This window comes from Neobacillus sp. CF12 (genome assembly GCF_030348765.1).
Lineage (GTDB): Bacteria > Bacillota > Bacilli > Bacillales > Cytobacillaceae > Neobacillus.
In genome coordinates, this window is the sequence record NZ_JAUCEU010000007.1 from 3,286,592 (window position 1) to 3,311,967 (window position 25,376).

General features: G+C 38.6%; 21 protein-coding genes. 2 read left to right on the forward strand and 19 right to left on the reverse strand.

Annotated features, from left to right (window positions below):
- Positions 1–17: 17 nt before the first annotated feature.
- Together QUG14_RS15685 and QUG14_RS15690 are read left to right on the forward strand one after the other, a co-directional pair.
- Positions 18–980 carry a LacI family DNA-binding transcriptional regulator gene (locus QUG14_RS15685; protein WP_289341452.1) on the forward strand — a complete coding sequence of 321 codons (963 nt, stop codon included), beginning with the start codon at positions 18–20 and terminating at the stop codon, positions 978–980.
- 433 nt (positions 981–1,413) lie between these two features.
- Positions 1,414–2,187, forward strand: a complete 774-nt coding sequence (locus QUG14_RS15690) for a Cof-type HAD-IIB family hydrolase (protein ID WP_289341453.1) — start codon at positions 1,414–1,416, stop codon at positions 2,185–2,187.
- Positions 2,188–2,416: 229 nt separating this feature from the next.
- Here QUG14_RS15690 and mglC read toward each other — a convergent pair whose 3' ends face one another.
- The 19 genes from mglC to QUG14_RS15785 form a co-directional block, all read right to left on the reverse strand.
- Positions 2,417–3,439, reverse strand: a complete 1,023-nt coding sequence (gene mglC / locus QUG14_RS15695) for a galactose/methyl galactoside ABC transporter permease MglC (protein ID WP_289341454.1) — start codon at positions 3,437–3,439, stop codon at positions 2,417–2,419.
- A 13-nt stretch (positions 3,440–3,452) separates the two neighbouring features.
- Entirely contained in the window at positions 3,453–4,955 is a 1,503-nt protein-coding gene (mglA, locus tag QUG14_RS15700; protein WP_289341455.1) for a galactose/methyl galactoside ABC transporter ATP-binding protein MglA, read from the reverse strand.
- A 222-nt stretch (positions 4,956–5,177) separates the two neighbouring features.
- Positions 5,178–6,242 (reverse strand): galactose/glucose ABC transporter substrate-binding protein MglB, encoded by a 1,065-nt coding sequence (mglB, locus tag QUG14_RS15705; protein WP_289341456.1) that lies wholly within the window; start codon positions 6,240–6,242, stop codon positions 5,178–5,180.
- A gap of 208 nt (positions 6,243–6,450) precedes the next feature.
- Entirely contained in the window at positions 6,451–8,037 is a 1,587-nt protein-coding gene (locus tag QUG14_RS15710; protein WP_289341457.1) for a response regulator transcription factor, read from the reverse strand.
- Positions 8,012–9,496: a sensor histidine kinase gene (locus tag QUG14_RS15715; RefSeq protein WP_289341458.1), complete on the reverse strand. Its 1,485-nt coding sequence runs from the start codon at positions 9,494–9,496 to the stop codon at positions 8,012–8,014. The genes QUG14_RS15710 and QUG14_RS15715 overlap by 26 nt, the downstream gene beginning before the upstream one ends.
- Positions 9,496–10,491 carry a sugar-binding protein gene (locus QUG14_RS15720; protein ID WP_289341459.1) on the reverse strand — a complete coding sequence of 332 codons (996 nt, stop codon included), beginning with the start codon at positions 10,489–10,491 and terminating at the stop codon, positions 9,496–9,498. The genes QUG14_RS15715 and QUG14_RS15720 overlap by 1 nt, the downstream gene beginning before the upstream one ends.
- Before the next feature lie 140 nt (positions 10,492–10,631).
- Entirely contained in the window at positions 10,632–11,621 is a 990-nt protein-coding gene (locus QUG14_RS15725) for a LacI family DNA-binding transcriptional regulator (protein ID WP_289341460.1), read from the reverse strand.
- A gap of 3 nt (positions 11,622–11,624) precedes the next feature.
- A complete protein-coding gene (locus QUG14_RS15730; RefSeq protein WP_289341461.1) occupies positions 11,625–12,683 on the reverse strand; it encodes an aldose epimerase family protein in 1,059 nt (352 codons plus the stop codon).
- Between the two features lie 67 nt (positions 12,684–12,750).
- A complete protein-coding gene (gene galT / locus QUG14_RS15735; protein WP_289341462.1) occupies positions 12,751–14,232 on the reverse strand; it encodes a UDP-glucose--hexose-1-phosphate uridylyltransferase in 1,482 nt (493 codons plus the stop codon).
- A 5-nt stretch (positions 14,233–14,237) separates the two neighbouring features.
- On the reverse strand, positions 14,238–15,227 hold the full coding sequence (galE, locus tag QUG14_RS15740) for a UDP-glucose 4-epimerase GalE (protein WP_289341463.1): 990 nt from the start codon (positions 15,225–15,227) through the stop codon (positions 14,238–14,240).
- A complete protein-coding gene (locus tag QUG14_RS15745; RefSeq protein ID WP_289341464.1) occupies positions 15,224–16,405 on the reverse strand; it encodes a galactokinase in 1,182 nt (393 codons plus the stop codon). The genes galE and QUG14_RS15745 overlap by 4 nt, the downstream gene beginning before the upstream one ends.
- Before the next feature lie 275 nt (positions 16,406–16,680).
- Positions 16,681–17,625 carry a glycoside hydrolase family 43 protein gene (locus QUG14_RS15750; protein WP_289341465.1) on the reverse strand — a complete coding sequence of 315 codons (945 nt, stop codon included), beginning with the start codon at positions 17,623–17,625 and terminating at the stop codon, positions 16,681–16,683.
- A 20-nt stretch (positions 17,626–17,645) separates the two neighbouring features.
- A complete protein-coding gene (locus QUG14_RS15755) occupies positions 17,646–18,692 on the reverse strand; it encodes an aldose epimerase family protein (RefSeq protein ID WP_289341466.1) in 1,047 nt (348 codons plus the stop codon).
- Positions 18,693–18,840: 148 nt separating this feature from the next.
- On the reverse strand, positions 18,841–20,640 hold the full coding sequence (locus QUG14_RS15760) for a glycoside hydrolase family 2 protein (RefSeq protein WP_289341467.1): 1,800 nt from the start codon (positions 20,638–20,640) through the stop codon (positions 18,841–18,843).
- A 76-nt stretch (positions 20,641–20,716) separates the two neighbouring features.
- Positions 20,717–21,793, reverse strand: coding sequence for a glycoside hydrolase family 172 protein (locus QUG14_RS15765; RefSeq protein WP_289341468.1), 1,077 nt, complete (start codon positions 21,791–21,793; stop codon positions 20,717–20,719).
- Between the two features lie 35 nt (positions 21,794–21,828).
- Positions 21,829–22,251 (reverse strand): hypothetical protein, encoded by a 423-nt coding sequence (locus tag QUG14_RS15770; RefSeq protein WP_289341469.1) that lies wholly within the window; start codon positions 22,249–22,251, stop codon positions 21,829–21,831.
- A gap of 48 nt (positions 22,252–22,299) precedes the next feature.
- Entirely contained in the window at positions 22,300–23,136 is an 837-nt protein-coding gene (locus QUG14_RS15775) for a carbohydrate ABC transporter permease (protein WP_289341470.1), read from the reverse strand.
- A 12-nt stretch (positions 23,137–23,148) separates the two neighbouring features.
- Positions 23,149–24,069, reverse strand: a complete 921-nt coding sequence (locus QUG14_RS15780) for a carbohydrate ABC transporter permease (protein WP_483310731.1) — start codon at positions 24,067–24,069, stop codon at positions 23,149–23,151.
- A gap of 53 nt (positions 24,070–24,122) precedes the next feature.
- On the reverse strand, positions 24,123–25,376 hold the full coding sequence (locus tag QUG14_RS15785; protein ID WP_289341471.1) for an extracellular solute-binding protein: 1,254 nt from the start codon (positions 25,374–25,376) through the stop codon (positions 24,123–24,125).

Below are 25,376 nucleotides of genomic sequence, written 5' to 3' on the forward strand. Positions count from 1 at the left end.
TTTAATGAGGTGAGATTATGGCCAATATTAAGGATATAGCAAAGATGGCTGGAGTTTCGGTAACAACAGTCTCTCGTGTATTAAATAATCACCCCTATGTTAGTGAGGAAAAAAAGAATGCAGTTAAAAGAGCAATCGAAAAGAGTAATTACCAGCAAAATATTAATGCTGTTCATTTAAGTAAAGGTAAAACATTCCTTATAGGGGTTGTTGTCCCGTTTACAAATCATCCCTACTTTGCCTTATTAGTCGAAGGAATTGCTAATGAAGCTGTAAAAAATAATTATAATTTAGTTCTAATCCAAACTAATTACGAGTTACAAAGAGAACTTGAAGCTTTAATGATGTTAAAACATAAGCAGATAGATGGATTAATAATTTGTTCAAGAAATTGCGAATGGGATCTGATAGAAGAGTTTAACTCCTATGGCCCAATTATTTTATGTGAAGACACACGTGGTAAACAAATTTCATCCACCTATATTGACCATTACAAAGTCTTTTTTAAAGCTTTGGAGTATTTACACGCTAAAGGTCATCATAAAATTGGTTATTGTATTGGGAGAAATTCAGGTTCTAATAGTCAGCAAAGAGAGTTGGCTTACAAAGATTTTCTAATGAAAAACAATAAACCATATGAACATAATTATATATTCTATGATTGCTATCATTTCGAAGACGGTGATCGGGTAGTTCAGTTGCTAAAAAACATGAAGAATCCACCTTCCGCCTTATTGGTAACCAGTGACCAAGTTGCGGCTGGAATATTAATCTGCTGTAAGGAACAAAACATTGTCGTGCCTGAGAACCTAGCCTTAATTGGTTTCGATAATCAACCAATTGCCAAAATAATGAACATTACTACACTTGAAATTCCATTAATTGAAGTGGGAAAAAAGCTGTTTCTTCAAGCCCTTGATAATTCAATAAATTCTCAGGATGAGGTCTCTGTTAGATTAATCGAACGGCTGACTGTTTAGATTTTCGATTAAAGGCTCTGTTATGTTTCAATGTTGAGTTTCGTGATGGGTTGCGAATTAATAGGCGGAGAATTTCCGGCTATTGTATTTAGAGGAAGCTAAACGAGCAGATATAAGCGGAGATATTCCGGTTAACTGCTCTAAAAAAGGCCTAAATCCAATGTTTTGGATAAGATAACCGGAGAAACTCCGCTTATTTTTAATGAAAAAGGAGTATTTTCCAAATTAGCCGGAATTTCTCCGCTTATTTTCAACACTGTGAAACCAGCTGCCTAGTTTAACACAACCAAATTAAAAAACCTCCATAAACTCTTGACCTGAAACGCGTTTCATACAATAAGCTGTGTATGTAAGAAAATACAGCGCCAAGTCGGCGTGATCAGGAAGCGGAGCGTAACGACTGCGCTGTGTTTATAAGGTGGAGGTTAAAAATATGGAAAAACCAATCGTATTTTTTGATATCGATGGCACCCTGTTAAATGAGGAAAAGAATATTCCAGAATCTACGAAAACTGCTGTTCATTCCCTTCAAGCTAAAGGAATTCATACTGTTATTGCCACTGGTCGTGTACCAAGTATGTTTTATTGGATCCGCAAGGAATTAAATATTGAATCCTATGTTTGTATGAATGGACAATATGTAGTATTTGAAGGACGTGAAATTTACTCGAATCCTATGGATCGCAATTTGCTGCAAAGGATTTCTACTATGACAACTAATAATGGTCATGCTCTAGCTTATTGCAGTGTTGATGAAATAAAGGTAAGTGAAAGAAAGCATCCGTTTATAGAGGCTAGTTTTGATTCATTAATGATGGCTTATCCAGAAGTAGATCAGGAGTTTTTTAAACAAAACGATATTTATCAAGGACATCTATACTGTGACCTTAAGTACGAACAATTATATTTGAACAGCTTTCCTGATTTCAACTTTGTAAAATGGCATGACTATGCTTACGATATACTTCCGAAAGGAGCGTCCAAGGCAGTTGGAATAAAGAAACTTCTTGGAGCACTAGTTATAAAGAATTCGAATTGCTTTGCATTCGGAGACGGATTAAATGACCTTGAAATGCTTGCTGCTGTTGGAACTGGAATTGCTATGGGAAATGCAGTTCCAGAAGCAAAGGCAGCAGCAGACATTATTACAACTTCATCTTCTGAAAATGGAATTTTCAATGGTCTTAAGCAGGTTGGACTTTTGTAAAATGGATGAAGGACAAATCTCATTCAGATTTCATAAGTACTGTCCTTCATAACGTCGATGAAGGACAAATCTCATCCGGATTTCATAGAAATTGTCCTTCATCACCTGGATGAAGGACAAATCTCAATTAGATTTCATAGGAACTGTCCTTCATAACGTCGATGAAGAACAAATCCTATCCAGATTTCATGAAAATTGTCCTTCATTACGTAGGAATGCCTCTTTACCTTTATTTTTTCTTCGCATGTTTCCGCATATCGAAGGCAACTGCCACAATAATAATCGCGCCTTTTACAATGAATTGGATGTATGGACTTACACCTAGGAAAGCTAAACCATAGTTGATTACCTGAAAAATTAGAACCCCTGTAATAACTCCCGGTACCGTTCCAATTCCTCCTGATAGTGATACTCCACCGACAACACAGGCCGCAATTGCATCTAACTCGTACATATTACCAGTATTGTTGGTTGCACTACCCACACGACCCGCTTCTAACGTACCTGAGAAACCATATAAAAGACCAGCAATCATATAAATGATGATAATATTTTTAGCAACGTTAACACCAGAAACCTTTGCTGCTTCGGCATTTCCGCCGATTGCGTACATATTTTTACCAAGTTGTGTTTTATTCCAAACCACCCAAATAATGATTGAAAAAGCAATGGCATATAAAATTAAGTATGGGAATTCATACTGCCCTAGTTTTATTCCCTTTTGAGCAAAGGTAGTAAAGCTCTCACTTAATCCACCAATAGGCTGCGCACCGTAAGGCGGACGGTCAAAGTAAATAGAAGTGATTCCATATACTCCAATCATCATACCTAAGGTTGCAATAAACGGCGGTACATGAAACTTAGAAACAATAAATCCATTTAATGATCCAAATAAACCCGTTACCAGCATGGCAATAATAATCGGAACAAATAAAGGTAATTCCGGTAAGTTAGGATACATTTTATAAGCATAATCACCTGCTTGAAGCAAAGAAGCGGAGACTACTGCTGCAAGTCCGACCATCCGCCCTGCAGATAAGTCTGTCCCTCCCAATATCAGGATACCGGCAATCCCAAGTGCGATAATAATCCTGGACGATGACTGACTTAGGATATTAATCAAGTTGGTCATGGATAAAAAGTCAGGAGACGCAATCACAATCCCAATAACTAGTAGAATTAAAAATACATAAATAACATTATCAAACAGCCATTTTACAACATTCGACTTTTTTGTAGCCTGAGTATTCATTTTGCTTCTCCTCCTAATACAACGCAGCCAGTCGCATAATTTCTTCTTGCGTGGTTGTTTTTGTTTCTACGATTCCGGCTGCTCTTCCATTACTCATTACTAAGATTCTATCTGTTACCCCTAAAAGTTCAGGCATTTCTGAAGAAATCATAATAATTCCTTTTCCTTGGGCAGCTAATTCGTTAATAAGTTGATAAATTTCAAATTTTGCTCCGACATCAATTCCCCTTGTTGGCTCATCCAGCAATAATATATCCGGTTTCGTGAGCAGCCAGCGGCCAATAATAACCTTCTGCTGATTACCACCCGATAAACTTCCAATTGGTGTTTTTTGCGAAGGCGTTTTGACCTTCATTGAATCTATCACCCATTTTGTATCATCATGAACTTTGCTTTCTGATAGAAACAATCCTTTTCGGTACTGCGGCAGGTTAGCAATAATTGAGTTAAAGCTAATGCTGAGTTGGGGATAAATGCCCGTTGTTCTTCTTTCTTCGGTCACTAACGCAAAACCATTTTTAATCGCATGCTGTGGTGAATGATTATTGACCACTTTTCCATTTAGTTCAATGCTTCCTGATTTGAGCCCTCTAATACCGAATAGAGCTTCCATTACTTCAGTCCGTTTGGATCCGACCAAACCGGCAACCCCCAATATTTCCCCTTTTCTTAACTCAAAGTTGATATTGGTAAAAGAACCTTCTGTTTCGGCAGTTAAATCCTTTACCTTAAGGGTTACCTCTCCAGGTTGATTGACTTTTTGCGGGAACCGCTGTGATAAATCACGGCCAACCATTAGCTTAATGATTTCGTCCGTGGTTAACTCTTTCGCGCTTTTCGTCGCAATATACTGGCCGTCACGCATAATCGTCACTTCGTCAGAGATTTTTAAGATTTCTTCCATCTTGTGTGAAATATAGATGATCGCTACGTTTTCCTTTTGAAGCTTCTTTATGATGGTAAATAAATGATTAACTTCTTTTTCTGTAAGGGAGGAAGTTGGCTCATCCATTACAATCAGTTTTGAATGATAAGAAACAGCTTTTGCAATTTCCACCATCTGCATTTCTGAGACAGATAGGGTGCTTACCTTGCTGCGTGGGTCAATATTGATATCCAAACTCTTAAAAATTGCCGAGGTTTCCTCATACATCTTCTTTTCATCAATAAAGATGCCCCTTTTCGGATATCTTCCCAGCCAAATATTATCCATTACATTTTGCTGTCGGACTTGGTTCAGTTCCTGGTGGACCATTGAAACTCCGTTTTCAAGCGCTTGCTTCGAATTCGCGAACGAAACCTCTTTCCCATCCAACAGGATTTTCCCTTCATCCATTGAATAAATTCCGAATAAGCACTTCATTAAGGTTGATTTTCCAGCACCATTCTCACCCATTAAGGCATGTACGGACCCTGCCTTCACTTTTAGGGAAACGCTATTAAGAGCGATTACACCAGGAAATCTTTTTGTTAAATTAATCATTTCTAGTAAATTGGCTGAATTTGCTTCTGACATGCTTAAACCTCCTTGCCTAACCATTTAACATGCATTTTTTTATAAAATGAATTTAGTTTTCATCAGTCCTGCTTCATTTGAATGCTTAGAAACATTGCCCCGAACGAAGGAAAAGAAAATCGATCCTTTTCCTTCGTTCGAGGAGCGCCATTAGGGGTGTCCCCTAGGAAAAATTGAACTGCATTTTCCCCCGGACTTGGCGCTTCCCTCTTTTTTTACCTTTTACTTATAAGCGTCTTTACCAACTTGGATATTGTCCTTTGTGATTTCAACGTAAGGTACACGTACTGCTTTTTTATCATCTAACTTCCACTCTGTTCCTTCTAAAACGTCCTTACCGTTTGCAGCATTAGCTGCAAGTTGAACAGTTGCTGCACCTTGGTTTTTCGCATCATTTAGGACGGTTCCAACCATTTTTCCTTTTTCAATCATTTCAAGTGCTTCTGGGATCGCATCTACACCTACAACTGGCATAAACTTATCACCTGAGAAGTAACCTGCTTTTTCAAGAGAAGCAATCGCACCTAACGCCATACCGTCGTTATTTGCAATAACAAATTCGATATCTTCATTGTATTTTGCAATCCAAGCATCCATTTTTTCAGTTGCTTTCATTGCATCCCACATGCCTGTATCTAAAGCTAATTCGTCTACTTCAATTCCTTTTTCCTTAACTGTATCAATAACAAACTTTGTACGGGCTTCTGCATCAGGATGTCCTGGTTCACCTTTTAAGAGAACGTATTGAATCTTGCCATCACCATTTTTATCCCATTTAGCTTTATTTGCTTCCCAGGCCTTAGCAATTAATTCACCTTGAATCACACCTGATTCAGAAGAAGTAGTTCCGACATAATAAGCTTTTTCATAGCCCGCCAATACACTTGCATCTGGCTCTTTGTTAAAGAAGATAACTGGAATATCCTTCACTTTTGCTTTATCAATAATAGTTTGTGCTGCCTTTGGATCTACTAGATTAATAGCTAGAGATTTTGCTCCTTTTGCAATAAGTGTATCTACTTGTTCTACCTGCTTCGCTTGGTCATTTTGTGAGTCATTTAACATTAAATTAACTTTTCCATCTGCTGCCGTCTCCATTGCACGACGAACATAGGACATGAAGTTGTCATCGAATTTGTAAATCGTTGCACCTACTGCTGGAAGGTCGCCGTCCTTGCCTTTTCCAGAATCTGTGGAACTTTTTTCTGTACCGCCGCAGCCAGTTGCTAATAGAATGCTAGACGCAACTGTTAATGATAAAATTAACCCTTTTTTCTTTTTAAACATGTCATCTTCTCCTTTTGCTCTTTGTGTAAAGGCCCTGGTAAACTTCGCTTACCTCAACCTAATTGAAAGCCCTTACACATATAGTAGCATCGGGAGAATTCGTTCAATAGTTCCAACCTATAGCACATATTTGCGAATTCCTAGACTTTTTTGTTCACACTAAAAAAGACCGATCCATTTACGAATCAGTCTTAAAAATGAAACTCTATTAACTTACCGTTTCCCTGCGAAACTCGGTAGGCGATAAACCTGTTTGTTTTTTAAACACACGACTAAAGTAATTCGGATCCTTATAGCCGACAGAATAGCATATTTCCTTCAAGCTCTTTGAAGAGTCAACCATTTCTAGTTTTGCCTGCTTAATCCTTATTTCCGTTACGTAATCAATAAAGGTCATCCCAAAACGGTCTTTAAATAATTTACTTAAATAAAAAGGACTGAGTTCCACATAATCTGCTACATGTTCCAATGTAATACAATCCGCATAATGATTCTCTATATATTCCTTTGCTTTATGTAGCATTCCCTTGGCATGGCTGTTTCTCCACAACTGAACATGCTGGACGACTTTCAATAAATTCGATTTTCCCTGTTCTAAAATTCCGTTACTATCCTCTGCCTCATCAATCGTCAAGGATGCTTCAAACTGTATCCCTAAATCATGCAGCATGCGGGAAAGAAGAATAAACAACTCATCAAGTGACTTTTTCACTGCAGACGCTCTTAATCCTTTGTTTGCGATAAGCTTGTTTACGAACGAATCAAATATAAACATTACTTGATTTAAATCACCCTGACGGACCCCATCCAGCAATTTTTTCTCAATCTCCAACACATCCGAAACAGAAGGCAGTTCAGTTGCTCCTTGTTTCCCGCTAAATAAATATTTTCGATTTGGCGTTTTTAATAGCTGCTGTAAGGCTACTACCGCCTCATGATAAGATTTGTTAAGTTCTTGGCCTTGACTGTAGGGAAGACCTATCCCAACTCTTAAATCTGCATTTATTTGATTTTTTTGGAAAGAGCTAAATAGACTCTCAATGGCTGCCTGTGCACTTGTTTTAAACTGGACTTTATCAGGCATTTGTTTACAAAGAAATAAAACAGGTACTTGAGAGTCTGTCATCGGTCCTATCATGACTTCTTCCTTTTTTACTACTGTTTTCATTACATCCTTTAACCATAAATAAAAGTTTTGTTTTTCATGTAGTCCAAGGTCACCTTTTTCCTTAGGCAGGAGAGAGAACAGCATAATATAGCCAGAGGTAATTTCAACACCTAACAGTTGACCCCAATGATCAAAAGATATGTCTTGGACTTGGTTTAAAATCAGCGAAGATACCCACTCTTTCTGAGCAATGGAAACAGCCCGGTCAAGGTTCTCACGCAAATTTTGCTGTTCTTTCATAGACTTGCGCTCTTCAAAAATTTCAGCAGAAACACGTTGTAAACTCTCAAGAATGTCTTGTATTCTACTAGGTTTTAAGATGTATTCTTTGACACCCTGCTGCATAACCTCTTTGGCATATTCAAACGTATTAAAGGCTGAAACCATGATAAATCGGATGCCCGGATCAGTACTTTTGATTTCCTTTACGGCTTGAACACCATCTATTCCTGGCATTTTTATGTCCATAAAGATGATATCCGGCTTATGTTCTCTAGCCATTTCAATCGCCTTTCTGCCGTTAGGTGCTTCACCAATTACCATTACGTTCTCTGAAGAGTTGTTTATGATCTTCGTCAATGCTTTTCTCTCTAGCACCTCATCATCCACAATAAGAATCTTCAACAAGCAGTCTTCCTCCCTTTGCACTGTTTGGAATGGTCAACTTAAACTTCGTACCTTTTCCCACGTCTGAATGTATTTCAATAATGTCATTTTGATGGTAAAAGAGTTGCAGCCTGCGAATTACATTTTTTACTCCTATACCTGTCGAATGACCTTTAGATTTATCCGGTACATATCCTTCTTCTATTTCTGTTCCCGTTACATAATTTAGCAGTCTATTTTTGGTGCTTTCATCCATTCCATCCCCATTATCAACAATCTCTACATTAATTCTGTCATTACTTCTGTATATATTGAGTTGGATTTCTGCATTTTCCTCATAGGATTCAACACCGTGTATGAATGCATTTTCGATTAATGGCTGCAGCGTCAAACTAGGTATTTCTATATCTAAACAATCCTCTTCTATTTCTGTTATGAATTGAATTCGATCTCCAAACCTTGTTTGTTGAATAAAAAAGTATTCTTTTACAATTAGAACTTCATCCCTTAGTGTGGCAGCTTTATTCAAATCACCACCCAGGTTGTATCGAAGTAATGTTGCGACAGATTCAATTAATCTAGAAGTATGCTCCGCCTCTTCTAGGTAGGCCATCTTTGAAACCGTATTCAATGTATTGAATAAAAAATGTGGATTGATTTGGTTTTGAAGACTCCTAAGTTCTAATTCTTTTAGGAGTTTATCCAGCTCTGATTTCTGTTTAATTTCTTGTACCAATTGCCTAAGGTTGGAGCGCATTTGGTTAAAAGTTTCAGTTAATGGCTTTAATTCATCCTTGGTGGTTATTTTAATATCTTCACCAGATAAATTGCCTTTTGAGATTTGCCGGGCTGCCTCGGATAAACGAGTAATCGGTTTTGTAATTCCGCCAGAAATCCAAAGTGCGATCAATGTACTGAGAAAAAAAGCAGCAGCAAAAAGGGAAAAGGACATTAGTTTATAATAATGATTTTGCCTCTCCATTTGGTCATAGAAATTTTGATAGTCTGTTAGCTTATTATTTAGGAGTGCAAGTGTACTTTCATGGAGGAAACCAGCTATTTTTAATGCTTCATTTAAGTGATCCGAATACTCGTTAATATTGTCTTTATGAAAAGCTTCTATCGTTGCATCACATTCTTCTAGAAAGCTATTTATCATATTCTGGTAATTAATAACCGCTATATCATTCGATTGCATTTCTTTATTAAAAAGCCATCGGTCATTCAGCAACTTAGATTTTTCCAGGTTATAGTCTTTTAAATAGGAACCTTCCTTATCTAACAAATACCCCTGCAGGTTTTCCGTAATGGTCGTGGTTCGCTGGGAGATATCATTTAACATAAGAAACCGTTCAAAACTATCATCATATTCATTTATAAGGTTTTCACTACTTTGATAAAAAAAGACTCCTACTGACGTTAACAACACGACAAGAACGATGAAATACAGCAGTAATTTGGAGCGGATTCGAAATAACATTATCTGTCAGCCTCCCCTTGGTGCTGATTGTTCAAAGGTAAATCGGCTGCTCTTATAATGCGAGTATTTGTATGAACAACAGGTGGGACCTTTTTGCCTTCAATAAGGTCAATCATCATTTGGATGGCTCGGTAGCCCATTTCATATGGCTCCTGGACTACTGTCGCTTTAATCGTGCCTTCCGCAATGTAATCAAGTGTTTCAGGAAGCGTATCAAATCCGATAATATAAACTCTACCTGGCTTCCTTTTTTCAACCACTTGGGCAATTCCAATTGCATCGAGTGCACTTGTCCCATAGAAGGCAGTTACTTCTGGGTAATCGGCCAATATTTGATAAGCCTTTTCAGCTGCCCGAACTCTACTAATCCCTGATTCTTCGACAGTAATAATCTTTATTCCCTCTTCAGACTTTACGGCGTCCTGGAACCCCTTAACACGCTGCTGCTGATGGTTTGCATAAAAATTACCCGTAATAATCGCAACATTCGCTTGACCTTTTGTATCTTCAATTAATGCTTTACCTGCTAAAAAACCTGAATAATAATTGTCTGTTCCAATATAAGCCATTCGGTTGCTATTGGCAGCATCAGTATCGATGGTTATCACTGGGAGTCTCTCTACGACCCTATTAATGAGCGGGGTAAATTGCTCATCACTCAAACCTTGAGTAAGAATTCCATCCACCTTAGACGCCATTGACATTTCAATTGTTTTTAAATGTTCGTCGATATTCGCCTGCTTTGGCCCAGCATACTCCAATAAAACACCGTATTCCTTTGCAGCCTGCTGTGCCCCTTTTTCAACTAGCCGCCAATAGTCATTGTCCAGCTCTTCCGGAACCAACACAAAATGATACTTATACTTATCTACAACTCTATCTCCCGAAGGCAAATCATGGGAAACAACCTTATAACCATAAAAAATAGCAAATGCACAACTCACAAGAAAAAATAAAACCCCTACCACATAAGACATCAAAGAAAGCCCTTTCATAAAACAACTCCAACCTTCTACAAATCTAGATAAAAAACATTATACGGAATAGACCAATATACGACAATGTATAAATGGTGACAGGCACCACAAAAACACAAATGTCCACCTGAGGTGGACGTTTGTGTTTTTGTGTTTTTTTAGAAGCTGCTGTCTCTTATGATGAGTTGGGTGGATATGGTTATTTTTTTGGCTGTTTTTCTGCCTTCGATTCTTTCTACTAGGGTGTTGACGGCTGTTTCTCCCATTAGTTCTGTATAGACTTTGACGGTGCTTAAGGATGGAAAGACGTATTTGGAGATGCTAATGTCGTTTACGCCTATGATGTTCACCCGCCCTGGGACAGGTATCCCTTCTTCCAATAGTGCTCTAAGAGCGCCAACTGCCAGCGAATCATTTGCAGCAAAGAAAGCGGTTGGCAGGTTTTCTCCGTGCTCCTGAATGGCTTTTTTCATGAGTGAATGACCCTCAGAAACGGAGAATGCTCCTACGTACATATACGCTTCATTCAACAGCCCTTTTTCAGTTAAGTAGTTTTTAAACGTAACCTCTCGTTGGTCCTCGATGAGAGAGGTTTGATCTTTAAATACTTCTCTTCCGCCAATATAACCAATCTTCTCATGTCCATTTGTAATATAATGATCAATAACCTTTTTAGTGGCCTTTTCAAAATTTATGACAATGGAATCGAACTGTTCTTCATCAGGAGAGATGTCGACAAAAACGAGATTATTTGTGATCGATACCATATCGTTAATTTGTTTATCACTAAATTTCCCGATAGCAATAAGACCGTTAATCTCATCCTGTTTTAAATCCTCATAATTGTCTTGAAAGTACTTAGCTACAGAAAAGCCCAATTGTCTGGCCTGGTTTTCTACCCCCAGCCGAATCGACATATAATATAAATCTTCTAGTTCTTCCTTTTCGGTATACCACTGCAACAATGCAATTTTTCCTGTTTCTAGTTTTCTAGGTGTTTTCTTTTTATAAGAAAGCTGCTCTGCAACCTCAAATATCCTCTTTTTCGTTTCATCACCAACAGACAGGGTACTATCATAATTCAACACTCGGGATACCGTTGCGATCGAAACTCCTGCTAATTCTGCAATATCCTTTATTGTAGCCATTCATCAAACTCCTATTGTATTAGAAAAAAAGCGATACTTTGTTGTGGTACGATACACTTCCTCTGGGTTTAAAACAATTGTTGGGAAATCAGGCTGGTTAATGGCATCAGGCAGACCCTGTGTTTCTAAGCACACACCTAAGTAATTCCTTGCACGAACACCCGAGATGGAATAAGGACCTTCCAGCTGATTCGCCGTATACAGAACCACACATGGCTGGTCAGTCGTAACCAACAATGTCCTGCCGCTCTCTTTTTCACTTAACGCCACTGTATTTTCTCCCTTTTTGGCAAAGATGAGCGGATGGTCGTAACCATTGCCGGCAAGCACATTCTGCGGATGGTCGGATTTAATCCCCGATTTCAATAGACGCCCATGCTTAAAATCGAAAGGGGTATTAGTAGAATCAATCAATTTTCCGGTAGGGATTAAATCTGATCCAAGCTCTAAAAAGCGATCACTTTCTAATTGGAGAATGTGCTCAGAACAATCTCTTTTGATATTTCCACTTAGATTAAAATAAGAATGATTGGTTAAATTAACAATTGTTTTTTTGTCTGTTACCGCTTCATAGGAAATGCTCAGTTCATTCTGATTGTTTAAAAGATAGACGATGGTCGTATCCAAATTCCCTGGATAGCCTTCTTCTCCATCTATACTACGATAGAAAAATTTCAAACCAACGGCATTCTCTGTTTCAATGCTTTCCGTTTCCCAGATAACGGAATTAAAGCCTTTCTTACCGCCATGTAAATGGTTGGAACCCTCATTAGGGGTCAGTTGGTAAACCTCGCCATCCAGTTCAAATTGTGAATGACTGATTCTTCCAGCCACTCGACCACACACCGAGCCAAAATATGGGGCTAAATCGATGTAATCCTCTATCTGATCAAAACCAAGCACGACATTTTCAATTTTTCCGTTACGGTCAGGAACCATTATTTTTGTAATAATACAGCCATAATTCAGAACTGACACAGACATTCCCGATTCGTTGACAAGGGTATATTCAATCACTGACTCATCGTGATAACGACCAAAAAGTTTATCTAGTATTTTCATTATCCTTCACTCCATTTACACTTCAAAATATGAGCCATTATGTTATCACATGCTGTCAGCTTAAAACCTACGATAATGACGAGATAAAACGTTTAAACCCTGCTCTGCCTTCTTCATCTCTCTTATAAACACCAGCATCTTCTAAACATTTTAAAAACTTCTTCCCAGTCTCTTCTCTTACGATTGCTTCAACATTGGAATTTGTTGCAATATCTTGATACTTTTCTTTTAAAGCCGCTGCCCATTCCATATGGTACTCAGCAACCACTTCGGTTTTACCAACAATGAAATCTTCAACTTCTCTAAGTTCGTTCTTTAAGCGTGCTGGTAAAACAGCCAGTCCCATCACTTCGATTAATCCGATGTTTTCCCGCTTAATATGATGAACATCTTGATGAGGATGATAAATTCCAAGTGGATGTTCCTCACTTGTTCGGTTGTTGCGCAGAACTAGATCAAGTTCATAAAATCCCCGGTTTTTGCGTGCAATTGGTGTGATCGTATTATGCGGAATATCGCCCGTTTTTGCATGGATTCCTACACTTTCGTCGCTGTAATTTCTCCATGTTGATAGAATATACCCGCCTGCTTCTACAAGAGGACCAATTTCTTCAGAGCGTAATCGAATAACAGACATCGGCCATTTTACAATCGAACCATGTACATGCGGGAAGCGATCCAACTCAAAACTCCACTCATCTTCTGCTTTCGCCATTGCAAAGTCATAATGACCGCCCTGGTAATGATCGTGGGATAAAATAGACCCACCGACTATCGGTAAGTCAGCATTGGATCCAACAAAATAATGTGGGAACTGCTCGACAAAGCTTAATAACCGATGGAAGGCTGTTGCCGTAATCTTCATATCCCTATGTTCCTCTGACAATACGATACAATGCTCATTATAGTAAACATAAGGTGAATATTGTAACAGCCAATTCTCTTCTAAAAGATTTAACCTGATCATACGGTGATTAGAGCGTGCCGGGTGGCCAATTCTCCCGGCATACCCTTCATTTTCAACACACAGCAAACATTTAGGATAATCTGTTTTCGCCACTGCACGTTCAAGTTCAATACTTTTAGGATCCTTTTCTGGTTTCGATAGATTTATGGTAATGTCTAGCTCACCATATTCCGTGTTAACCTTGTACTCAATATTATTGCTAATCCTCTTCATCTGAATGTAGTTACTATTCTTGCTTAAGTCATAAAAATACTCGGTTGCTGCCTGCGGACTCTGTTTATATTTATCATAAAAGATTTGATTAATCGTTGATGGACGCGCCATAAAGCAGTCCATTATTTTACTAGAAAAAATCTCTTTTTCATCAAAGATATCTTCAACAATACCTTGTGTACAGGCGTAGTCCACAATCTGTTCAAGTAAATCAGGTATTTCTAAATCAGACTCTCCATTGGACTCCTTAAACTCAACCAAATGCAAGAGTGAAAGGATTTGATTGCGGGCATAGATTTCGTCATCTGGCTCAATTAATTGAGCAGAAATGGCTTTATCGATTAATTGTTGGATAAGCTGATTAATCACCACACTCACCTCTCATATCCATTTGGATGATGTTTATGCCAATTCCATGCATCACTGATGATTTGGTGAATGGAGGTTCTGCTTGGATTCCAGCCTAGAACACTTCGCGCTTTTTCCGATGATGCAATCAACGTACTTGGATCGCCTGAACGGCGTTCGCCGATTTGGACAGGAATCTCCATACCCGTAACTTCCTTTGCAGTCTCGATAATTTCCTTTACGGAAAAGCCTTGGCTGCTGCCAAGATTAAATACATTGCTTTCCCCGCCATTTTGCAAATAACGAAGGGCAAGAAGATGAGCAGCAATTAAGTCTTCAACATGAATATAATCGCGGACGCAAGTCCCATCTGGTGTATCGTAATCTTGTCCAAAAACTGTTATTGCCGGTCTTTTTCCTAATGCCGCTTCTAAAATAACAGGTATCAGGTGTGTTTCTGGATTATGATCCTCGCCAATCTCCCCGCCGCTTCTTGCCGAAGCAACGTTAAAATATCGAAGTGATACATATTTAAGATCAAATGCCTTTTCACACCAAGAAATCATTTTTTCCATTGCGAGTTTTGTTTCACCATAGGTATTTGTTGGATTTGTCACTGCTTCTTCCGTAATAGGGACAACCTTTTGTTCACCATAAACTGCAGCTGTCGACGAAAAGATGATGTGCTTTACGTTAAATTCCTTCATCATTTCAAGAACAATTTGTGTACCGTAAACATTGTTATCAAAGTATTTTAAGGGCTCCGTCATTGATTCGCCAACAAGGGAGTTAGCGGCAAAATGCAAGATGGCTTCAATGTTTTCTTTTTCAAACACAGAACGCATAAACTCACGGCTGCGAATATCCCCTTCGTAGAAGTTCGCCTTTGGATGGATGGCATCACGATGTCCCGTTTGCAAATTATCGATGACCACCACTTCGGAACCTTGATCAATTAATTGGTAAACAGCATGCGAACCCACGTAGCCCGCACCGCCTAAAACTAGAATACTCATTCAGACGCCTCCATTTTAATTTCTTTTGCTCCATCACCAATACTTGCTACATAGAAATCTGCTGGATAACCAATCTTGTCATGATAAACGGTACCAACATTAGCTATAAAGCTCTCAACCTGATCATCTTCAACAATTGCAATGGCGCAGCCTCCGAATCCCGCTCCCGTCATGCGAGCACCAATTACTCCAGGTTGACTCCAAGCTGCTTCTACCAAACTGTCCAGTTCAATTCCAGTTACCTCATAATCGTCACGTAATGATATGTGTGATTGATTCATTAACTGTCCAAATGCCTCTAGGTTGCCAGCCTTTAATTCTTCAAGAGCTTTTAGCGTTCTTACATTCTCATATACTGCGTGTTTCGCCCGCTTACGAACTGTTTCATTAACTATTAATGATTGATTTTCATCAAACTCCGCTTCTGATAGCTGTCCAAGCGCTTCGATTGGAAGTTTTTGCTGGAGCAAAGACAATGCTTCTTCACATTCTCCTCGGCGCTCATTATATTTCGAGTCAGCCAGCTCCCTGCGTTTGTTCGTATTCATAATTAAGATTTTGTGACCTTCAAGTTGAATAGGTGCGTACTGATAGTGTAACGTCTGGCAATCAAGCAAAATTCCAGCGTCCTCTTTTCCCATCCCGATTGCAAATTGGTCCATAATGCCACTGTTAACACCAATGAATTCATTTTCAACTTTTTTACCAATCTTGATCATGTCAATGCGAGCTATTCCTAGTCCAAACAATCCGTCTAGAAGCACTCCTGTCAATAACTCAATGGAAGCCGAAGAGGATAGGCCTGCTCCATTAGGAATGTTGCCTTCAATTACACACTCAAATCCTGAAGGAAGTACGTAACCTGCTTCCTTTATATAACGAATCATCCCCTTCGGATAATTCGCCCAATTATGCTGCTTTTCGTACTCTAATTGCGTTAAATCAAACTCAATGATCTCTTTGTCCGGAAAGTTTACTGAGTAAAGGCGGACAAGATTGTCATCTCTCTTTTTTGCCACGGCATACGTTCCATAAGTTATTGCACATGGGAATACATGACCGCCGTTGTAATCCGTATGTTCACCAATCAGATTTATTCTCCCCGGAGCAAAAAATGCTTGCTCGGGCTGGGCGTCAAATATTTCTCTGAATGTAGTTGTTAACTTTGTGATGTTCATTGTCGTCCCTCCAACTATATATGCTATATGTTTAGTTTAATCCATTCAGTTAAAGAAATCCATATTTTTTACTAAAATTTTTACTAAACTATTCAATTTAGTCAGCAGGAAGCTGTTATTACCTGCCATAACAAAGGAAAGAGCCTGTTATTTCAGGCTCTTAGCTGGAACTATCTAAGTATTCATGGTTAGATTGCTCTGTTCGGAATATATCTATTCGTCTATATGTCAACAGCTGTTTACGGATAACCCATATTTGATTACATCGTAATCAATTACCCTCCAAGGACCTTGATTCTATTTTCTGTTTCCTGCATTTTTAGGAATAGCGGCCTTTCGCTTCCATGGGGTGTGTCTGGGTAGTGTGTACAAAGGTATAGTTGTCCGTTTAAGTCACGGAAAAGACTGGAGTGTCCGGCATTGCGGTCGAGCAACAATTCTTGATCGTGTACCCAATCACCTGCTATTTCTGCTGTTTTTGATCTGGCCACTGCAACCGTATATCCTCCCAATCCATTATCGCCATAACCAGGAACAGAGTAACTTGACCATAACATGACAAGGTCTCCATTTTTCGCTTGATACATGAACGGGGCATCTGTTAAATAACCGTTTTTTTCAATCCGGGGATCCCCGAAGTGTCGAATCCACGGCATGTCCGCAGCATTAAGGATTTCTACTGGATCACCAATGGACCTTTTTAGATTTGCTGATAAACGGATTGCTTTGATCCGGCCCTCATAAATCTGCGTCCATTCATGACAAAAAATCAACCAGCGTTGTCCATGTTTATCCTCATAAAACGTGCCATCCAAGCATTCCCAATCTGTTGGAGTAACCGCTCCATTACTATGCGGGGTATATGGCCCCCCAGGATGATCTGCTGCCAATATGCCAGTACCCCGATGTACGCCTATTCCTCCCTTAAAAGAAGCAAACATATAATATCGACCGTCAATTTTAAATACTTCCGGAGCCCAATAGTGCCTTACGCCCCAAAAGCCTTTTGGCGGTTGAAATGCGACATACGGGCCTTCCCAGTCTTCAAGATTATTCCCGACATATACTTCAAATATTGGATCTTGGTCGCCACATCCATCAGCAAATGTAGTTCCAAACAGGTAATACTTTTGCTCCTGATGAGAAGTATAGATAAACGGATCCCTAACATGAATCATATCGGTTTTTACGTTTTGCACCTTGCGAAATCCTATCTTCATTCAAATTAACCTTCTTCTTGTTATTGGTTTGTAAATTTATACGTTGTAATAGATTGATACACTTCATCCTTCTCTAAAATAGCAGATGGAAATTGACGATGATTAAGTGAATCTGGCAGACCTTGAGTCTCTAAACATAATCCAAGATATTTCTTTGATTTTACTCCGCGAATAGAAAAGTTTTCTTCTAATTGTGTTCCTGCATAAAGAACTACCGCAGGCTGATCGGTTTCGATGATCAGTCCCCGTCCACTTTCTTCATCAAATAAATGGATTTCTTTATTATTATTTACATTTAATAGGAACGGATGATCATAGCCTTTCCCTGCAAGTACATTCTGAGGATCATTTGATACTGTTCCATCAAAGATCCTTCGCCCTGATCTGAAATCAAATGCTGAATTCTCTACAGCAAGAATTTTTCCAGTCGGAATTAGCTCTTCATCCAATTCAAGGAATTGATCACTTTTTAGGGTGAGTGTATGGTTCAAAGTATCTCTTTTTAAATTTCCACTTAAATTTAAATAAGAGTGATTGGTAACATTGACTACCGTTTTTTTATCACTAATTCCTTCATAAGTTAGCTGAAGTTCATTTTGATTGTTTAATGTGTAGGTTACCTTCATTTTCAAGTTACCAGGGTAACCTTCTTCTCCGTCCTTACTTAGATAGTGAAAGACAAGACTCATAGACTCCTGTTCTTCGATGACCTCAGTATCCCAAATAACCTTATCAAACCCTACTAAACCTCCGTGAAGATGGTTGCCATTATTATTTTTCGCCAAATGGTAGTTGATACCATCCAATTCAAATTCGGCATTTGCAATTCTACCGGCATGCCTGCCTACAATTGCACCAAAATAGGGGGAATATTTTTGATACTCTTCAAGAGTATCAAAGCCTAATACAACATTTTCAAATGTTCCATCTCGGTCTGGAACTAGTATTTTTGTAATGATACATCCGTAATCAATCGTTGTTACTTCCATGCCACGGCTATTAATCATCGTATAGGCGGTGACAATCTTTCCATCAAACTTAGCAAATTGCTCTTGTACTATTTTCATGGTTAGCTCTCCATTCACTATAAATATGGATGAATCTAAAAAATATCCCTCTTAAAAAACGTCGAACGTTTACGTTCTAAAACGATTTCTAAGAAAGGATATATTTTCTGAAATTTTTCAAAATCGATTAAAAAGGAGTAAATAGGATTTAGAATTTCACAATATCGGAGTGCCACATATCATTAATTTCCTTAATCTTAGACAACTCGCACTTAGGTTCTCTGTTATAGGCTAATAAACCGTTTATCTCTTGCTCTACATCTGTTAATTGCGTATAGCAATAACCATGTAATGCTTTTGAAGCATATACGGCTTCCATTACTCTTCGATAGTCCTCGATAAATTCTTCAGCGTTCTTAACCGATGTGTATCCCCAGCCGCTTTCTTCTCCAACCTTGAAACCAATTCCGCCAAACTCGGTTAATAAAATTGGCTCCCCTTGGTGCTCAAAGCCGTCGGCATAAATACCACGGAGTGCCGGCTTAGAACTTAGGAGGTTTTCTTTTGTTGAAAGAGATTCCTTATATTCCTCATATTTAGCTTTTTCTTCTTGATTCCCATGATTATAATTGTGAATCGCACAAATATCAGTCACAGTTAATTCCCATCCGTCATTTGAAATTACTAAGCGGGTCGCATCAAGGGAATGAATTAGATAATACATAGCTAAAGAATGGTTTTGCTGTTGTTTGTTTCCTTTAATAAAAGGTACCCCCCAGCTTTCATTAACCGGAACCCAAGCAATGATTGAAGGATGATTGTAATCCCGTTCAATTATTTCAATCCATTCTCTGGTTAACCTTGCTGCTGCATCCTCGCTGTACGATGGAAACGCCGCACATTCTCCCCATACCAGGAATCCTAACTGATCTGCCCAATAAAGGAAACGAGGGTCCTCCACTTTTTGATGTTTTCTGCAGCCGTTAAAGCCCATTTCTTTTGTTAGTTCAATATCCTTTTTCAAATCTTCATCAGATGGAGCAGTTAATAGTCCCTCTGGCCAATAACCTTGATCAAGAACTAACTTTTGATAATATGGCTTATTATTTAAATAAACCATTCCGTTTTCAATGTGAACTTTTCTCATTCCAAAATAGGAGTCTACCTCATCTAAAGTCACTTCATCCTCTTTTAAAGTGACCTTAATATCAAATAAATTAGGATTTTCTGGAGACCAATTCCAGCCAATATGATGGAAGGAAGTTCTGAAAATTTGACGATTGTAAAGATTAATGGAGCGTTTATTATAGGATTCAAACACTTCAATTGTATCCTTTACAATCATTTCTCCTTTAAAGCTAATTTCAACGTCTATTGTCTTATTAAGATAGTCACCTAAGACATCAAACTCGACAATAATATCTCCGCGGTCAATATCTGGAGTTAATCTTAATTTAGAAATACTTGTGGCACTTACAGGTTCAATCCATACTGTCTGCCATATACCTGTTGTGCGTGTATACCAGATAGCATCGGATTTCTCTACCCAAAACTGTTTTCCTCTAGGTATCGTTTCATCTGTTGAAGGATCTTCCACCCTTATAACCAACGTTTCATTACCCCATTGCAAATGATCTGTAATATCGAATGAGAATGAAACATGTCCGCCTTCATGGTACCCAACGTACTGTCCATTCACATAGACCCACGCACGATAGTCAACCGCTCCGAAATGAAGAATGACTTTTTGATCATTCCATTGTGTTGGAACGGTAAATTCACGTCGGTACCAAACATGGTCATGGAAGCTTGGGTCATGAATCCCACTTAACTCAGTTTGATAAGCAAAAGGAACATTAATTTTTTGATCAAAGGCATCTTCTGTTTGAAACCATTTTTCCTTAACACCCGTATTATTATCATCAAAAGCAAAGTCCCACTCACCGTTTAAATTTAACCATTCTTTTCTTACTAATTGTGGTCTTGGATATTCCGGTCTAAATGTCATGTTCGTCTCTCCTTACATCTCTGCTGATACCATAACAAGGTTAGATCTTGGTATGATGGTAACAGCATAAAATTTATTAAATTACTTCTAATTCATCTTTTCCAGGTATAACAGGAAATGGATGATGAGGTTCTGTTTGATACCAAAATGCAACCGAGGCAATGTCGTCCTGTAGTGGAAGATATCTACCTTCTGACCTCCACCCTAGAGCCTGGATGGTCACTTTTAAATCTTCCTCAAAACGGATCGGATCCATTACATGCCATCGATACATACCAAATCGCTGCTGACTTCGATATAAGCCATCTGGCTTAATCACTTGGTGCATCCCAAGGTATGGGGTGGAATAGGTACAATATTGTCCTTTAGGCTGTTCCCAGTTCCACGCACCGCCAAAGTAATCTTCTGTGCCAGTTCCACATATGGTTGGAAATTCCTGATCGCCGTCCATATAAAACTTAATTTCTCCCTCACCCCACCAGTCACAGCTATTTACCTGCCAAGCTAGGTACGTACCTACATAATGGCCCTTGCCTTTAATGCCATCAATTATAATATGCACATCCTTATACTTTACTGGGTTACTCCTATTCCATTGTGCGTGGAAAAAAGCTGCATCCGACGGGATATCTGTTACTGTATAATCAATCTGGTAATAAAGGTAGTAGTCATCATTGGATATGTTTTCAATCGTTATTTTTGCCTTTTGTCGATAAGGCATTTCCCAATAGCTATTAAACCCTCCTGCAGGATTTACAGCAATTGGAATAGAATTAACATTTACTCGCTCACACCAGCCATTACAAAAGAAGTCACCAAGGGGAACTTCCACAGAAGGGTGTTCCTCTCCATCCCAATACATTCTGATAATCAACCTTCTCCAAGCATCAGGGTGACAAGTCAGCCAGATATGTTGGATGGCACCTGCTTCCTCGATATCTGCAATGGTAAAAGTTGATTGTTGTTTCACTAAGACAGAAGGTGAAACCTTCCACCCTTGCCCCAATTCTCTTGAAGGACCCGAGCCTGTCCCTTCTATCGCGATACCGCCTTTTCCTTTTTCTCCGCGGAAGTTTTCAGGACTAATTGACCGAGTTTTGGCATTTGACAAACGGGATAACTGCCCTAATCCCATACCTAATCCATTAAACATTAATCCTTCTCCTATCTATGCCGATTAATAATTTTTTACGTTTCATAATCCATTTTGTCAAAAGCGATTTTTATTGGTTTGTTTTTAGCCAAAGCAATTACAGCAGCGACGAGACATAACGTCAAACTAATGTAATCTGATAGAAAATAAAATGCTGCAGCTAATACAATCCAATAAATCGGAAGCTTGTATTGAAGTGTATTATCGCGTACAAGCCACCTGACAAAAATGATATTTAAGCCAGCAATGACAATAAATAAGAGCCCATAAGTGACAGCAAAGCTATAGAGACTATCAAACAAGGACTGGACACCCTTTTGTTCTAAAAGTGTTAAATTATCTACATTTGCTCCCTGTTTTTTTAAAGTAAACGAGTAATAAAAAATTGTTATAGCACCCGTAACCAACTGCCAAATACTCGCTGCATAAATGACTTTCCGTTCAAAAGACCTGCTCATTTCATTCACTCCTCTAGATGGAACATGCCGGTTGGATCCCTGCTATCCTTATCCTTTTACACCAGACGATAAAGACATGGACTGCATAAAGTATCTTTGGGCAAACAAATATAAAAGGAAAGTAGGAATTAACGCAATTAATGCGCCCGCTGTTCCAATACCAGGGTAGGTTAGGTATTGCCCCTGAAGGAGCTGCAGCCCTGGAGTAATTGGAAGTTTTTCAATATCATTAAGTACTATGGACGGCCATAGAAAATCATTCCATGCTCCTGTAAAACTGAACAATGCCACAACCGTTAATACCGGCCTAATAAGCGGCAGGATAATCAAGTAAAAAATTTGAAACTCATTTGCGCCATCGATTCTCGCAGATTCATCAAAAGTTTTTGGTATCCCTAAAACAAACTGGCGAACAAGGAAAATATTAAAAACTCCCGCAGCTCCAGGAACAATAACTGCGAGTAAATTGTTTACCCAGCCTAATTGATCCATGATACTGTATAAAGGAATTAAATTCACAACGCCAGGAAACATCATTGATGCAAGCAAAACTCCAAATAAAAAGTCACGGCCTTTGAACTGCAAACGTGTGTAACCATAAGAGGCTAAGGCAACCACTATTAACACTAAAACAGTGTGGCTGACTGCAATAATTAATGAATTGGTAAACCATTTTATCACCGGACTAGAGGCATTATTAAACAGCAATTCAGTATAATTGTTTATGGTCCAATGAATTGGTAAAAAACTTACCCCTGCTGCTACAATTTCTTCTTCTGATTTAAAAGAAGTGAAGGCACCCCATAAGATTGGAAAGACCCATATTATTGCCATTATTAATAAAAATACAAATGCAACAATCTTTGTTGTTTTACTTTCTTTCATCTACACACACCTCTAATCCTTATCCCTTAATAGGTAAAATTGAATGGCAGAAACGATCATGATGCAGACTCCAAGCATAACAGCCATTGCAGAAGACATACCTGCAATTGACAATCCTGAACTGAATGCGTTCTGCTGAATATACATTAGAAGCACTCGTGTCGAATCACTTGGACCTCCGCCAGTTAACATTAAAGGCTGTCCATATACGTTGAACTGTGCGATAGTCGTCATTACGGTTGTGAATAGAATTTGATATTTAATGCTTGGAAGCGTGATTCTAAAAAATTTACTAAATACCCCTGCTCCATCTAACTCTGCGGCCTCAATTAAATCCTTCGGCACTCCATTTAAGGCTGCTAAATAAATAACCATATTCCCCCCTATTGTCCACCATACTGTTACGATGACAAGGGAAATCCAGGCATGCGGCTGATTATCCAGCATATTGGTAGAAATTCCTAAATAATTTTCAAGCGGTCCATAGGATACACTCAAAAGGAATTGCCAAATGATCATTACGGCTGAGATGGCAAATAAGGATGGTAAATAAAACAGCGATTGAAAAAGTCGATTCATTCTTGGTTTTGCGGCTAACGCAGTTGAAATTAATAATGGAACAATAATACAAAAGGGAACGGATATTAGCACAAAAATAAACGTATTCCCTAACCCATTATAAAACTGTGTATAAAAACTGGAATCTTGATTAAAAAGCATGGTTTGGTAATTTTCCAAACCAACAAATTCAGGGGATGTAAACAAGTCCCATTTTGTAAAGGATATGTAAATACCAAATACTGATGGAATGAGGAAAAACAGTATAAATAAAAGTAAATGTGGTCCTACAAATAATAGGGGCCAAAAATTCAGAATGTTCCGTTTTTTCCCTGTATTATTTTCACTAAGTGGTTTATCAACCATGGTTGTCATTTGCTTTCACCTCTTTTTAAAGAAGAAAAGGAGGAATAAATTCCTCCCCCATCTTATTGATTCATTTTGTCATTTACGGTTTGCTGAATCTTCTTCAGTTGCTCTTTTGTATCAACCTTACCTTGGATGATATCCCAAGCAGCCTTGTCCACTTCACCGAAGATGTAAGAACTTCCTGGATCTGTGATAATCGTAACAGCTTGACGTGCCTCAGGAGTTTTCAATAAGAATGATTGCGGCATCTTTGTATATTCCTCGTTTTCGAGCATACCTAATGAAGTTGGATTTGCACCAGATTTAACCCATTCTAATGTATTGCCCTGAAGCCATTCAACGAAGGCTACAATACCCTTGATTTTATCTTCCGAACGCTCTTTACTCTTAAACATTGCAAATTGGTCTGCACCGCTACCCTGGATAATATTTGCAGCATCCCATTGCGGTGTAAATGTTTCTGCCCATTTAAAGTTAGTAATTTTGTTCATTTGTGATAACATCCAAGTACCTTCAGGCAGGAAGATTACTTTACCGTTATTGAACAACTTATTCATATCTTCGCCTTTTTTGTTCATATATCCAAGGTCATGCAACTTCTTGAATTGCTCAAATGTTTTTACAGCTGTGTCATTATCAATTGTTGGTTTCCCATCTTCAGAGAATTTGCCTCCCATTTGCAAATATAGATTGTTAAAGTTCTGCATTTGCCATGTGAAACCATAAGCGTATATACCATCTGGTTTTGCCGCAGCCCCTGCTTTTTCAATCTCTTCATACGTGATAATGTTATCGTCAGCTGCACCTGGTACATATTTGTCAACTAAGTCTTTGTTGTAATACATAACCCAACTTCCCATTGTAGCCGGTAAACCAAACTGACTGCCCTCAACGGTTCCCACGTTCCAAGCTTCTTCAATATAATTCTCTGCTTTAACTTCTGTACCCTCAATGTACTTATCCCAAGAATCTAACATTTTTTGTGAGTGGTAAGTCGATACAGCCTCTGATGCTATAAGTGCAATATCAGGAACACCTTTACCAGAACGAGTAACGGTGGCTAATTTGTTACCAAGTACGTCGCCCTTCATAGCAACGATTTTAACTTTATAATCTGGATTCGTCGCATTGTATTGGTCAATATTTTTTTGAATAAGGTCAGCATCAGGACCAGTTGTCCCGCTCCATAATAGGATTTCTTTATTACCATTATCTCCAGATGCATTTTCATTGTTTTCCTCTTTACCGCCGCATGCACTTAATAGAAGTGCTGCAATTAGTGATAATACGATTAGTAAATTATATTTTTTCAA